This window comes from Sphingomonas suaedae, assembly GCF_007833215.1.
GTDB classification, from domain to species: domain Bacteria; phylum Pseudomonadota; class Alphaproteobacteria; order Sphingomonadales; family Sphingomonadaceae; genus Sphingomonas; species Sphingomonas suaedae.
Genome location: NZ_CP042239.1, coordinates 3328527 through 3341846 on the forward strand (window position 1 = coordinate 3328527; position 13320 = coordinate 3341846).

A 13320-nucleotide genomic window follows, 5' to 3' on the forward strand; every position below is an offset into this window, starting at 1 on the left:
TCAGCTCCTCGCTTCGGCGAGCACGCCGGCGAGCGTCCGCTCGGCCAGCGTGATCTTGAACTTGTTCTCTTCGGTCGGGCGCGCATCGGCGAAGGCGCGCGCGACGACCGCGCTGGCGCCTTTCGGTAACAGCGGCTCGGCCGCCTCGACCCGCCACGGCTTCGGCGCGACACCGCCGAACGCGACCCGGCCGGTCCCGTCCTTGTGCAGCACGGCCGCCACCGACACGAGCGCGAAGGCATAGGAGCTGCGGTCGCGCACCTTGTGATACACATGCGCGCCGCCCAGCGGCTTGGGCAGGGTCACCGCCGTGATCAGCTCGCCGGGCTCGAGCGCGGTCTCGATCTGCGGCGTGTCGCCCCACAGGCGGTGGAAGTCGGCGATCGGAATCGCCCGGGTTTCGCCATCCGGCTTGACGGTCTCGACCACCGCATCGAGTAGGCGGAGCGCGACTGCCATGTCGCCGGGATAGGTGGCGATGCAGGCGTCCGAGGTGCCGATCACGCCGAGCTGGCGGGAGAAACCGCCGATCGCTGCGCAGCCGCTGCCCGGCTTGCGCTTGTTGCAGGGCATGTTGGGGTCGTAGAAATAGGGGCAGCGGGTGCGCTGCAGCAGGTTTCCGCCCGTCGTCGCCTTGTTGCGCAGCTGGCCCGATGCGCCCGCCATGATCGCGCGGGTGAGCACCGCATAGTCGCGCCGTACGCGCTTGTCGGCGGCGAGCGCGGTGTTGCGGACCATCGCACCGATGCGCAGCCCGCCCGCGTCCGTCTCCTCGATCGTGTCGAGACCGAGCCGGTTGATATCGATCAGCTGGGTCGGCGCTTCGATCTCCAGCTTCATCAGGTCGAGCAGATTGGTGCCGCCCGCGATGAAGCGCGCGCCCTGAACCCGCGACGCCATCGCCGTGGCCTCTGCGGGCGAGCCGGCGCGGGCGTAGGTGAACGCCTTCATGCCTTGGCTCCCGCCACTTCGGCCATCGCCTCGGCGATGTTCGAATAGGCGCCGCAGCGGCACAGATTGCCGCTCATCCGCTCGCGCATCTCGATATTGGTCGGGCGGGGCTTTGCGGTCACGTCCTTCTGGACGTGGCTGGGGATACCGCGCTTGATCTCGTCGAGCACCGCGACGGCAGAGCAGATCTGGCCCGGGGTGCAATAGCCGCACTGATAGCCGTCATGCTTGATGAAGGCTGCCTGCATCGGATGGAGCTTGTCGGGGGTGCCGAGCCCCTCGATCGTCGTGATCTTGTCGCCGTCGTGCATTACCGCGAGCGTGAGGCAGCTGTTGATCCGCTCGCCATTCACGATCACGGTGCAGGCGCCGCACTGGCCGTGGTCGCAGCCCTTTTTGGTGCCGGTCAGCTGAAGATGTTCGCGCAGCGCGTCGAGCAGGGTGGTGCGGACATCGAGGTCGAACGCTTGCGGCGTGCCATTGACAGTCAGGGTTACGGCCATGCTGTTCTCCACCGAAGCCGGGCGAGGGGCGGCCGCCGATACGCGGACCTGACTCGCCGCCAGACCAACGGCGCCCGCGGCAAGGACGCCACGCCGGGAAGGATCGAGCAAGTCCCGATCAGTCATGAGTCATGCCCCTTCTTTCACATATCGTCGCCAAGCGTAACGTACCGGGCGGCAAATTGTTACCGCTGGTCGCGCGTGGGGATGCACTTGAATTCGCTTTAACCGATCAAGCGGAGCGACCGACCTGAGACGAACCAAATGGGAACAAAGCGCTTGACAGCGTCACGCTCATTTGGTACATAACAGGAACGCTGAAGAATTGCGAGTCGCGGGGATCAGCCGCTGAGCGCCGGTTCGCCGCGTCTTTTGGAATGCAGGGTTGGAAATTCATCGAACCGGGCGGGGCGGCGACGCCTCTCGGCCCGGTTTTTCGTCGGGGGAGAGGCAGGGATGGGAACGCGGCGCGCCTATACCGATGCGGCGCATGCGCCGTTCGACCAGAAGCGAAAATGGGTCCGCTGGACCAAGACGATGCGCGAGACGTTCCTCGATCATCTCGCTGCCACCTGCAACGTCAGGGAATCGGCTGCGGTGATCGGGGTGATTCCGGGATCGGTTTATACGCTGCGCCGACGTGAGCCGGCGTTCGCGGCGGCGTGGGAAGAAGCGCTCGCGCTCGGCTATCAGATGCTGGAGACGCGCGTGGTCGGCCATGTGCTGGCAGGGCGCACGCGTCACGACCCGCTGGGTTGCGGGGTCGACAGCGCGCTCGGGCCGATCGATTTCGAGAGCGCGCTGCGCCTTCTGATGGCGCATCGCAATGTCCCCGGAAAGCCGCGCACCCATGGTCGAGGTCCGCAGTTCGCGGCACCCGACGAAACCGACGCGCTGCTGCTCAAACGACTGAAGGCGATCGAGACGCGGCGTGCGCGTGACGCCGAATGGGCGGCGCAGGTCGACGCGAAGACGGCAGGGTTGCTGACGCATGGTGCGGGGGCAGGCGGTCCGGTCCCGGTGCGCGATGCGGCGACCGAGCATGCGCCGCAAGCGGAGGTGGCGCACGATGGCGAGTGACGCGGAGATCGCGGCGTTCATCGATCGGCTGATCGCGCTTCCCGACGAAGAGCGTGGCCATGCCGTGCGCGGGATGACGGCGCCGATGCGGCGCGAGTTCCTCGCGCGGTGGCGGATCTGGGCGCATGACGGGCAGATGATGCCCCCGGGCGAGTGGCGGGTGTGGCTGATCCGGGCCGGGCGTGGCTTTGGCAAGACGCGGGCGGGGAGCGAATGGGTCAACCAGCTGGCGGCGGATGCGCCGGAGGGGCGGTTTGCGCTGGTCGGGGCGAGCCTGGACGAAGTGCGGCGGGTGATGATCGAAGGGCAATCGGGGCTGATCGCGGTGGCGCGGGCGGACCGCCGCCCGGTATGGAAGGCGAATGCGCGTGAGTTGCACTGGCCATCGGGGGCGGTCGGCTTCGCCTATTCGGCGGAATCCCCGGAAGGGCTGCGCGGGCCGGAACATCATGCCGCCTGGGCCGATGAGCTGGGCAAATGGGGGCGGCGCGGCGAGGCGGCGTGGGACAATCTGATGATGGGATTGCGGCTGGGGGACCGGCCGCGCGTACTGGTGACCACGACGCCGCGCCCGACGCGGCTGATGCGGCGGGTGATGGCGTTGCCGAACTGCGTCGAGACGCGCGGGAGGACGCGGGACAATCCGCATCTGCCCGCGAGTTTCGTCGCGGCGATGGAGGCCGATTATGGCGGCACGCGGCTGGGGCGGCAGGAGCTGGAGGGCGAGCTGCTGGTCGATGTGCCGGGGGCATTGTGGTCGTCGGCGATGATCGAGGCGGCGCGGGCGGTCGTGGTGGACGAACCTGTGCGTGTGGTGGTGGGCGTCGATCCGCCGGCGAGCGCGGAGGGCGATGCCTGCGGGATCGTCGCAGTGGCGATCGACGGCGTGGGGCGGCTGTGCGTGCTGGAGGATGCGAGCGTGGCGGGGCTGTCGCCCGAGGGCTGGGCGCAGGCGGTGGCGGCGTGCGCGCGGCGGCATGGCGCGGACCGGGTGGTCGCGGAGAAGAACCAGGGCGGCGACATGGTGATGAGCGTGCTGCGCGCTGCGGCGGTGGCGATGCCGGTGCGGCTGGTCCATGCCAGCCGGGGCAAGGCGGCGCGGGCGGAGCCGGTGGCGGCGCTGTACGAGCGGGGGACAGTGCGCCACGCGCGGAGCTTTGCGGCGCTGGAAGAGGAACTGTGCGGGCTGGTGCGCGGGGGCGGCTATGTGGGGCCGGGACGCTCGCCCGATCGGGCCGACGCGTTGGTGTGGGCGGCGTGGGAGCTGGCGTTGGGGTGGAAGGGGGAGGTGGGGGTGCGGGGGACGGGGTGAACGTGGCCGAACTCGACCCTAGCCGCGGCCCGCGCCCCCGGCTAAGCCTTGCGCGATGTGCGTATTGGCGCTGGCGTGGCGGATGCATCCCAACTGGCCTCTGGTCGCCGCGGGCAACCGCGACGAGCGGCATGAACGCGCGTCGGCGCCGCTGGGGCGGTGGATGGCGACGCAGCCGCACAACCATGCCGTGATTGGTGGGCGCGACCTCGTTGCGGGGGGAAGCTGGCTGGCGCTGAACGAGGCGGGGCGGCTGGCGGCGGTGACCAATGTGCGCGGGGAGGCGGCTGATCCCGCCAAGCTATCGCGCGGGTCGTTGGTCACCGACATGCTTGCCGGGCATGAGCCGGAGGATCTGAACGCGTATAACCCGTTCAACCTGATCGCGGTGGATCGCGATGGGCCGCTCTATCTGTCCAACCGGCCGGACCCGGTGCGGCGGCCGTTGAGTCCGGGAATGCATGGGCTGTCGAACGGGCTGTTCGATACGCTGTGGCCCAAGACGATCCGGGTGCAGATGGCGCTGACCGCCTGGCTGGAGGCGGGGAGCGCATCGCTGGAGCCGCTGTTCGCGGCGCTGGCCGACGAGCGACCGGCGGGGGCGGCGGAGCGGTACGAGCCCGATCCCTATGAGCCGGTGGATTCGCCGGTGTTCATCCGCAACCCGGTCTATGGGACGCGGTGCAGCACGGTGGTGGCGGTGGATCATCTGGGGCGCGGGCGGATCGCCGAGCGGCGGTTCAATGCGGCGGGATCGCTGGAGGGCGAGAGCGTGTTGCCGTTTACATGGGCCTGACGGCCCATGGCACCGAAGCACAGGAGAATAGGATGACGCCTCGCGAAGTGATCGGCGTGGCCGAGGTGCCGGGCGGAGAGCCGTTGCGGCTGGTTCAGCATGGCCGTGACTTCATCATCATGCTCGAGCGCAACGAGCTGATGTCGAGCCGGATGAGCGGATCGGAAGAGGCGCTGGCGGAGATGACGCTGGACCGGCTGAGCGACCCGGCATCGGCGCGGCTGTTGATTGGCGGATATGGCATGGGGTTTACGCTGCGCGCGGCGCTCAAGCGGCTGGGGCCTAAGGGGTGGGCGTGCGTGGTCGAGCTGGTGCCGGGCATCATCGAATGGGCGCGCGGACCGATGGCGGAACTGGCCGACGGGTGCCTGGACGACCCGCGCACGCAGCTGGTGATGGGCGATGTCGGGGGGGAGATCGCGCGCAGCCGGGGCAGCTGGGACGCGATCTTGCTGGATGTCGACAATGGCCCGGACGGGCTGACGCGCGACGCGAATAACGGGCTGTACACGATGCGCGGGCTGGAGCGGGCGCGGGCGGCGCTGGCACCGGGCGGGGTGCTGGCGGTGTGGTCGGCGGGGCCGGACCCGGCCTTTGCGCGGCGGATGCGCGACGCGGGCTTCGCGATCGAGGAGGTTCAGGTGCGGGCGCGGCAGAATGGCAAGGGGCCGCGGCACGTCATCTGGTTCGGGCGCCGGCCGGGCTGATATTCCGCCCATGCGGGCCTGCACCGCGCGATTTTCTCCGCTCCGGTGCTCACGTGCCATAAGCACGCTGCGCTCCGGTGCTCGAAAATCACGCGTTTCGGCTCCACCTGGACGAAATCTCAGCCCGACCGGGCAGCGCTAAGCGGAAATTCGGGAGATTCTTCATGAAATGGTTCGGGCGGAAGTCCGGGCGCGACGGATCGCGTCCGGTGTTGGCGCGTGGCGGCGGGACAATGGCGGCGATGGGCGAGTGGCCGCAAAGCTATGAGGCGCAGGTGCGGGCGGGTTATGCCGCGAATCCGGTGGCGCAGCGGGCGGTGCGGTTCGTGATGGATGCCTTTGCCGGGGCGCCGGTCGCGGCGAGCGATCCCGCGCTGCTGGCGCTGTCGAGCGCGCGCAGCCAGGGGCAGGAGCTGATCGCGATCCTGTCGGCGCATCTGATGCTGCACGGCAATGCCTATGTTCAGCTGCTGGGCGATGGCGCGGGCGGCGTGGCCGAGCTGTTCGCGCTGCGGCCCGAGCGGGTGAGCGTCGAGAGCGATGCGGGCGGCTGGCCGGTGGCCTATCGCTATCGCGTGGGCGGGAGCGTGAGCCGCATCGCGGCGGAGGATGCGGCGGGGCGGGCGCAGGTGATTCATATCCGCAGCTTCAATCCGCTGGACGATCATTATGGGCTGGGGTGCCTCGGCGCGGCGTCGGGCGCGATCGCGATCCACAATGCGGCGACGCGGTGGAACAAGGCGCTGCTCGACAATGCGGCGCGGCCATCGGGCGCGCTGGTCTACGAGCCGGGGGACGGGAGCGCCCTCAGCCCCGCCCAGTTCGACCGACTGAAGGGGGAGATGGAAGCGGGGTTTGCGGGCGCGGCCAATGCGGGGCGGCCGATGCTGCTGGAAGGCGGGCTCAAATGGCAGGCGATGAGCATGACCCCGGCGGACATGGATTTCGTGGGGCTGAAGGCCGCGGCGGCGCGCGAGATCGCGCTGGCGTTCGGGGTGCCGCCGATGCTGATCGGACTGCCCGGCGACAACAGCTATGCCAATTATCGCGAGGCGAACAAGGCGGTGTGGCGGATGACGATCCTGCCGCTGGCGGACATGGTGTTGAGCGCCTTGGGGCAGGGACTGTCGCCCTGGTTCCCCGAGGCGCGGCTGTGGGTCGAGATCGACAAGGTTCCGGCGATGGCCGAGGATCGCGAGCGGCTGTGGCGCAGCGTGTCGGGTGCCGAGTTCCTGAGCGACTCGGAGAAGCGGGCGATGTTGGGGATAGACCGATGAGCGCGCCGGTGGACGGACGGCTGCTGGCGCAACTGATCGCGCAGGGGACCGCCGAAGGCGCGGATATGGCGACGCTGCGCGGGATCGCCGAGGAGGCGGGCGAGCTGGGCGCGAGCAGGGCGCTGGCGCGGCTGGGACTCGACGATCCGAAGGCGGGCAAGGACATGGGCGAGCTGCGCGAATTGCTGGAGGCGTGGCGCGACGCCAAGCGATCGGCGGTGAAGGCGGTGGCCGGATGGGTGGTGCGGATGGTGCTGGCGCTGGTCGTGGTCGGGCTGGCGGTGAAACTGGGGTTTTGGGGGTTGGGGAAGTGAGGGGCGCGGGGTTCCGTTCTGTTGCGAACGCAGGAGCCCAGAGCCACGCGGCGAACCGCCCGCGACCCTGGACCCCTGCTTTCGCAGGGGAACAGGAGTCTTCAGGCGGGCCTGTTCGCTTTGCCGGTTATGCGGCGGTGTTCGATGTGCCGGACCGGGGCGGGGATGTGATCCGGCCCGGAGCGTTCGGGAGCCGGGTGCGGCGGGTGCCGTTGCTGTGGCAGCATCGGGGCAAGCCGGTCGGGGTGATCGAGGCGATCGGCGAGGACGCGCGGGGGCTGCGCGTGACAGCGCGGGTCGATGCGCCTGAGCTGGCGGCGTTGGTGGCGAAGGGGGCTGTCAACGGGCTGAGCTTCGGATACCGGACGGTCAAGACGCGGCAGGGGCGGTGGCGCGAGATCGAGGCGCTGGAGCTGTGCGAGGTGAGCCTGGTGGCGCGGCCGATGCAGGGACTCGCGCGGGTTCACGCGGTGGAGGGTGTGACTGCGGTCTCTGCGAGGCCTGACCGCCCCACCCAGCCCATTGTCGGGTCGGTCAGGCTGCCAGCCTGACCTGAACCGCACGGGTCACGGTTCACCCGGTAATCCTGAACGGGAGTGGCCTGTTCCGGCTATCCAAGCCGACGGGCATTGGCGCGGACCTTGCGGCGGTAGTGGGCGATCGCCTTGCGGGTGGTGGTGGCGGGGCTGAGGCCCATGGCGCCGGTCATGATTGCCATTTGCAGTTCGAACGCGGCGGTCATCTTTTCGGAGATCATGCGTTCGGTTTCGCGCTGCGCCTCGGCGCCGCCCTGGGCGATCTTTGCCGTGCGCAGCCCCATTACGGCGGCGGATTCCCAGCCGAGCGACCAGGCGTCGAATCCGGCGTTCATCCAGCTTTTGTTGGAGCGTTTCGACATTTGGAATTCCCGGAGTGGTGGTGACGCGGTCCTAACGATGCAGGATCCCGGATGGGCCCGCGTCGCCGCGCGTAAAATGGGCTGCTTGCTGATTTTCTGAGACGATGGGGCTCGCCTGACGCGGGCCCCCTCCACCATCGCTTTGCGATGGTCCCCCTCCCCGTTCCGGGGAGGATTTTTTGTGTGGGAGAACAACATGGAAACGAAGGCGGATGTCCTCGAACAATCGTTCGAGGCGATGGAAGCGGCTGGCGTGCCGGTGGCGCGGCCGATGTTGAGTGGCGCGCGCAGCACCAATGGCGCGGCGTTCGAGGGGTTTCTGCGCAGCGGGAGCGGCGCACTGGAGATGAAGGCGCTGTCGGGGACGAGCGGCGGTGAGGGCGGCTATGCCATTCCGCGCGAGATCGACGGGTTGGTCGATGCGACGCTTGCCAGCATCTCGCCGATCCGGGCGATCGCCAATGTCGTGACCGTGGGAAGCTCCGGCTATCGCAAGCTGGTGGCGTCGGGCGGGACGCCGTCAGGCTGGGCGAGCGAGACCGGTGCGCGCGACGAGACCGATACCGCGACGTTCAACGAGATCGCGCCGCCGATGGGCGACCTGTTCGCCAATCCTGCCGCGAGCCAGACGATGCTGGACGATGCGGCGTTCGACGTCGAAGCCTGGCTGGCCGACGAGATCGCACGCGAATTCGCCCGCGCCGAGGCTGCGGCGTTCGTGAGCGGCAACGGGATCAACAAGCCCAAGGGCTTCCTGTCCTATGCCACTGCGGCGACCGGCGACGACGCGCGCGCCTTCGGCACGTTGCAGCATGTGCCCTCGGGCGCGGCGGGCGCGTTCGGGGCGAACCCGGAGGAGACGCTGATCGACCTGGTCCAGGCGCTGCGGTCGCCCTATCGCCAGGGCGCGGTGTTCGTGATGAATTCGGCGACGCTGGCGCGGATCCGCAAGCTCAAGACGAGCGACGGGGCGTTCCTGTGGCAGCCGTCGCTGAGCGCGGGACAGCCGGCGAGCCTGCTGGGCTATCCGGTGGTCGAGGCCGAAGACATGCCCGACATCGCTGCGGGATCGCTGTCGATCGCGTTCGGCAACTTCAAGGCAGGCTATCTGATTGCCGAGCGCGGCGAGACGCAGGTGCTGCGCGATCCGTACAGCAACAAGCCGTTCGTCCACTTCTACGCCACCAAACGGGTCGGCGGGGCAGTGACCAATAGCGAGGCGATCAAGCTGTTGAAGTTCGCGACCGCCTGACGCCGTCGCGCGCGCGCTGCCGAAGTTCAGCGCGAGCTGATCGGGCGAACCATTTTTGGGGCGGGGGATGAGGTAAAGGTTCGCTTCGTGGCGGGCCACCTCGACCATGATGCGCATGGTCCCCCTCCCCGTTCCGGGGAGGATTTATGAGCGATCCATTTGCGAATCTGGCCGACACGGTGTCGGCGCCGGCGACCCGTGCGGTGGCGGTGACGCCGCATGACAGCAATCCGCTGACCGATAGTCCCAAGGCACTTTATGTCGGGACCGGGGGCAATATCACCATGCGCGGGGTGAACTGCACCGCCGACACGCTGTGGAAGAATGTTCCCGCCGGCACGGTGCTGCCGTTTCGCGCGCGATACGTGCGGGCGACCGGCACCAGCGCGGCCGACCTGCTGGCGCTGTACTGATGGGGGCGATCGGGATCGGGCCGTCGCTGGCGCTGCGGCAGCGCGGGTGGGTGCGCGGGTTCGACTTTTCGGGCGGGGCGATGCCCCCGGGGGCGGCGCTGACGCGGGCGTCGTCGGGGAGCCGCTGGACGACACAGGGTGTGCTGACGAGCGAAGCGGCGGACGTGGCGCGGTTCGATCACCATCCGGTGACGGGCGCGCGGCGGGGGCTGCTGATCGAGGGCGGGCAGACCAATATGCTTTCGAGGTCGGGTGCGCTGGCCAGTGCGCCCTGGACGGTGGCGAGCGCGGTGCTGACCGAAGGGCAGGCGTCGCCCGATGGCGCGAACGCCGCGACGCTGATGAACGACGCGGCCGGCGCGGCCTATGGTCAGGTGTGGCAGGGGCTGGCGGCGACGAGCGGGGTGGTTTGCCTGTCGGCCTATCTGCGCAAGGACGCGGTCGGCAAGGCAACGCGCTTTGCCTTGCTGCGCTTTGGCGGCACGATCGATCTGGGGGTCGATACCGCCACCGGGGAGGTCGCCGATGTGCGGGGCAATGCGACGGGGCACGGCGTCGAGGATTGCGGCGCATGGTGGCGCGTGTGGATCGCGACGGGGACGAGCGTAAACAGCGTCACGCTGCATCCGGCATGCGGTGCCGGGGCGATGGCGACGACGAGTTACAGCTCTGCCGTGACCGGCGCGGCCATTATCTGGGGCGTGCAGGTTGAAGCGCGTGCCACCCCGTCGAGCTATGTTGCGAGCGGCGCGTCCGCGGCGGCGCGCGCCGCCGATATGCTGACGCTGAACTGGGGGATGCACGGGGTTGCCGATGGCGCGACGACGATCCGCTTCACCTTTGACGATTTGAGCAGCCAGGATGTGGCGGCGACGATCGCGGGCGGCGTGGCGGTGGTGCCCACGACGCTGGCGCGGCCGTGGCTGCGCGCCGCGCAGATCGTCTGAAACCAACCCCATTATCGGGAGAGATGAGATGGACGCTGGCATTCCGGCGGACGCGATCGCGGCTGCGCGCGACGCGGTGAAGACGCATCTGCGCGCGGCGGGCGGGGGCGAAGATGGCCTGATCGCGCAGCACGCGGCGAGCGCGCTGGGGCTGTGCGAAGCCTATACCGGGCAGCTGCTGATCGTGCGTGCGCTGACCATGACGCTGGCTGCGCGACGCGACTGGCAGCGGCTAACCCATGCGCCGGTGCGGGCGATCAGCGGCGTCGCATGGCTGCCCGTGGTGGGGGAGCCGAGCGCGATTCCCGTAGGGGTCACCAGGCTGCCTTCCCAAGGCGTCCCACAACGTGCCGTAAACGGCTGTTTTCTGCGGTTTTTTGTGGTATAACCATCCCAGTCGGATCGGTGAAAAGCCACTCCATACCAACAATCTGATGGTATATCTGATGGCACGTCGCCGGTCGCTTCGATGGAGATACCATCATGGCGTTGTCGGTTGTGGCGATCAAAGCGGCTAGGAGTCGCGACAAGGCATACAAGCTCAGTGATAGCGACGGGCTCTACCTGCTCGTGACGCCTGCGGGCGGTCGCTACTGGCGGATGAACTACCGACATCTGGGAAAGCAGAAGACCCTCGCTTTCGGCGTATGGCCCGAGACCAGCCTCGCCGAAGCGCGCGCGGAGCGCGACGCAGCGCGAAAGGTACTCGCGCGCGGCGATGATCCAGCCGAGCGGATCAAGCTCGATCGGATCGCGGCTGCGGTAGCGGCTTCGAACAGCTTTCAGGCTGTCGCCGACGAATGGCTTTCCAAGGTCGAGAAGGAAGGTCGTTCGCCGGTCACGATGAAGAAGCTGCGCTGGCTGCTGGGGTTCATCAACGCAGCGATCGGCAGGCGCCCCATCGCCTCGATCTCCGCGCAGGAGCTTTTGCTGATGCTGCGAAAGATGGAGGGCAAAGGCCGTTACGAGACCGCCAAGCGCCTTCGCAGCACCTGTTCACAGGTGTTTCGGTACGCCATTGCGACGGCGCGAGCCGACCGGGATGTCGCAAGTGACCTGCGCGGCGCTCTGATCGTGCCGAAGCCAGTCCATCGCGCCGCCATCACGACGCCCCGAGAGGCTGGCGCGCTACTGCGTTCGATCGAAGCGTTTACGGACAGTGCCAACGTCAACGCAGCTTTACGGCTGCTGCCGCACGTCTTTGTCCGCCCCGGTGAACTGCGCTTCGCCGAATGGGCGGATATCGACCTCGACAAGGCCGTTTGGACCATTCCGGCGCACAAGACGAAGATGCGGCGCGCGCATAGCGTCCCCCTTTCCCGCCAGTCACTCGCGATCCTCCGCTCGATCGAGCACGACGAGGACTACAGCGGCTTTCTGTTTCCCTCACGTACCTCGGTTGATCGACCCATGTCGGAAAACACGATCAACGCCGCCCTGCGCCGCATGGGCTATGCTCAAGACCAGATGACCGGGCACGGGTTCCGGGCGATGGCGGCAACCCTACTCAATGAAATGGGCCTGTGGCACGCTGACGCGATCGAGCGACAGCTCGCCCACTGCGACAACAACGCGGTCCGCCGCGCCTACACCCGCGGCGAGTATTGGGACGAGCGCGTGCGCATGATGCAGCACTGGTCCGACCACCTCGATTTCCTGCGCGACGGCGCGACCGTGCTCAAGGGTAAATTTGGGAAGGCCGAAGGGGCACAATGAGCGGTTAATGGCGGCTGGAACTGGGCCGTGAGCCGACAGGCGGCTTTTGCAACTCACGCTGTCCTAAGCGGACGTGACGCACTCTGCCATCCGCGCCTTGGTAGCTTTTGATCACGTGTTCCTTGCATTCCGCTAGCCGCTTGAGCTCGCGCACCCTATGCAAGCTGATCAACGGCTTTGGGCAACAGTTGAATCTGCATTCCGTTTAATGGAGGTACGACACCGCGACGATGGACATCGGTTGGCTTGAGGACTTTCTGGCGCTGATCGAGCGCGGTGGATTTTCGCGTGCTGCGGAAAGTCGCGCCATGAGCCAGCCCAGTTTCAGTCGAAGGATCAAGGCGCTGGAGGATTGGGTCGGCGCGCCGCTGATCGACCGGCGCACCCATCGCATCCGTCTGACCGCCGCCGGCGAAAGTTTCCAGCTTGCCGCCGAGGAGACGCTGCGGCGCCTTCAACTCGGGCGCGAGGCGGCGCGGGCCGCCGATCGCACCGATCACGAGACGCTTCGCTTTGCCTCGACCCATGTGCTCTCGCTCACCTTCTTCCCGCGTTGGCTGCGGCGACTGGAGGAAGAGCAGCCACTTGGGGCAACGATCGCACTGACCGCCGATCATATGGTCGCGTGCGAACGGCGGATGGTTGAAGGCAAGGCGCATTTCCTGCTCTGTCATCACCATGAAGCTGCACCGACGCGTTTTGGCGGCGACTTCAGGTCGCTGAGCCTCGGGCGCGACTGGCTGTTGCCCGTCGCTGCGCCCGCGCTGCTGCGCGAGGGTGACCCGCGAAAGGCACCCCAGCTCGCCTTCACCGCCGAATCCGGCATGGGCCGCATCCTTGCCTCCGCATGGGAGCGTGGCGGGCGCAAGCCATCGGCACCGCCTGCTTTTTCGTCGCATCTTGCCAGCGTGCTCGCCGCGATGGCGCGCGATGGTCGCGGCGTTGCCTGGACTGCGCTCAGCCTGGTCAGGGAGGATCTCGAACAGGGGCGTCTCGCCCGTGCCGGGCCGGAGGCGGAGGATGTCGAAATGGAGATCCGCCTGTGGCGTCCGCGCGCGCGCCAGTCGCCGGCGGCAGAGGCGCTGTGGTCCCGCATCCTTGCGAGCCAGCTGGCCGATTAGCTCCGGACCCGGCATGATTTGATCGGGAATCAG

Annotated in this window: 16 protein-coding genes; 13 read left to right on the plus strand and 3 right to left on the minus strand. The window is 68.1% G+C overall.

What is annotated here, in order from left to right:
- Both FPZ54_RS15840 and paoA read right to left on the minus strand, forming a co-directional pair.
- Entirely contained in the window at positions 1–951 is a 951-nt protein-coding gene (locus FPZ54_RS15840) for an FAD binding domain-containing protein (RefSeq protein ID WP_145848768.1), read from the minus strand.
- Positions 948–1580: an aldehyde dehydrogenase iron-sulfur subunit PaoA gene (paoA, locus tag FPZ54_RS15845; RefSeq protein WP_145848769.1), complete on the minus strand. Its 633-nt coding sequence runs from the start codon at positions 1578–1580 to the stop codon at positions 948–950. Before paoA ends, FPZ54_RS15840 begins: the two co-directional genes overlap by 4 nt.
- Before the next feature lie 330 nt (positions 1581–1910).
- Here paoA and FPZ54_RS15850 point away from each other — a divergent pair, with 330 nt between their 5' ends.
- The 7 genes from FPZ54_RS15850 to FPZ54_RS15880 all read left to right on the plus strand — a co-directional run bounded on the left by FPZ54_RS15850 (position 1911) and on the right by FPZ54_RS15880 (position 7491).
- On the plus strand, positions 1911–2534 hold the full coding sequence (locus FPZ54_RS15850) for a hypothetical protein (protein WP_145848771.1): 624 nt from the start codon (positions 1911–1913) through the stop codon (positions 2532–2534).
- The gene (locus tag FPZ54_RS15855; RefSeq protein ID WP_145848773.1) at positions 2524–3846 is read left to right on the plus strand and encodes a DNA-packaging protein; all 1323 of its coding nucleotides are present in this window, start codon (positions 2524–2526) and stop codon (positions 3844–3846) included. Before FPZ54_RS15850 ends, FPZ54_RS15855 begins: the two co-directional genes overlap by 11 nt.
- Positions 3847–3901: 55 nt before the next feature.
- Positions 3902–4642 carry an NRDE family protein gene (locus FPZ54_RS15860; protein ID WP_145848774.1) on the plus strand — a complete coding sequence of 247 codons (741 nt, stop codon included), beginning with the start codon at positions 3902–3904 and terminating at the stop codon, positions 4640–4642.
- 32 nt (positions 4643–4674) lie between these two features.
- Positions 4675–5349 (plus strand): spermidine synthase, encoded by a 675-nt coding sequence (locus FPZ54_RS15865; protein WP_145848776.1) that lies wholly within the window; start codon positions 4675–4677, stop codon positions 5347–5349.
- 164 nt (positions 5350–5513) lie between these two features.
- A complete protein-coding gene (locus tag FPZ54_RS15870; RefSeq protein ID WP_145848778.1) occupies positions 5514–6626 on the plus strand; it encodes a phage portal protein in 1113 nt (370 codons plus the stop codon).
- A complete protein-coding gene (locus tag FPZ54_RS15875; RefSeq protein ID WP_145848780.1) occupies positions 6623–6940 on the plus strand; it encodes a DUF6127 family protein in 318 nt (105 codons plus the stop codon). The genes FPZ54_RS15870 and FPZ54_RS15875 overlap by 4 nt, the downstream gene beginning before the upstream one ends.
- Entirely contained in the window at positions 6862–7491 is a 630-nt protein-coding gene (locus tag FPZ54_RS15880) for an HK97 family phage prohead protease (RefSeq protein ID WP_145848782.1), read from the plus strand. Before FPZ54_RS15875 ends, FPZ54_RS15880 begins: the two co-directional genes overlap by 79 nt.
- A 59-nt stretch (positions 7492–7550) precedes the next feature.
- Here FPZ54_RS15880 and FPZ54_RS15885 read toward each other — a convergent pair whose 3' ends face one another.
- Positions 7551–7838 (minus strand): hypothetical protein, encoded by a 288-nt coding sequence (locus tag FPZ54_RS15885; RefSeq protein WP_145848784.1) that lies wholly within the window; start codon positions 7836–7838, stop codon positions 7551–7553.
- A 196-nt stretch (positions 7839–8034) separates the two neighbouring features.
- Here FPZ54_RS15885 and FPZ54_RS15890 point away from each other — a divergent pair, with 196 nt between their 5' ends.
- The 6 genes from FPZ54_RS15890 (at position 8035) to FPZ54_RS15915 (ending at position 13287) form a co-directional block, all read left to right on the plus strand.
- Entirely contained in the window at positions 8035–9090 is a 1056-nt protein-coding gene (locus tag FPZ54_RS15890) for a phage major capsid protein (RefSeq protein WP_145848786.1), read from the plus strand.
- A gap of 146 nt (positions 9091–9236) precedes the next feature.
- Positions 9237–9503 (plus strand): spike base protein, RCAP_Rcc01079 family, encoded by a 267-nt coding sequence (locus FPZ54_RS15895; RefSeq protein WP_145848788.1) that lies wholly within the window; start codon positions 9237–9239, stop codon positions 9501–9503.
- Positions 9503–10450 (plus strand): phage head spike fiber domain-containing protein, encoded by a 948-nt coding sequence (locus FPZ54_RS15900; RefSeq protein ID WP_145848789.1) that lies wholly within the window; start codon positions 9503–9505, stop codon positions 10448–10450. Before FPZ54_RS15895 ends, FPZ54_RS15900 begins: the two co-directional genes overlap by 1 nt.
- A 28-nt stretch (positions 10451–10478) precedes the next feature.
- Positions 10479–10838, plus strand: coding sequence for a head-tail connector protein (locus FPZ54_RS15905; protein WP_145848791.1), 360 nt, complete (start codon positions 10479–10481; stop codon positions 10836–10838).
- Between the two features lie 95 nt (positions 10839–10933).
- Positions 10934–12166 carry a tyrosine-type recombinase/integrase gene (locus FPZ54_RS15910; protein ID WP_145848793.1) on the plus strand — a complete coding sequence of 411 codons (1233 nt, stop codon included), beginning with the start codon at positions 10934–10936 and terminating at the stop codon, positions 12164–12166.
- A gap of 230 nt (positions 12167–12396) precedes the next feature.
- Entirely contained in the window at positions 12397–13287 is an 891-nt protein-coding gene (locus FPZ54_RS15915; RefSeq protein ID WP_145848795.1) for a LysR family transcriptional regulator, read from the plus strand.
- Positions 13288–13320 lie beyond the last annotated feature (33 nt).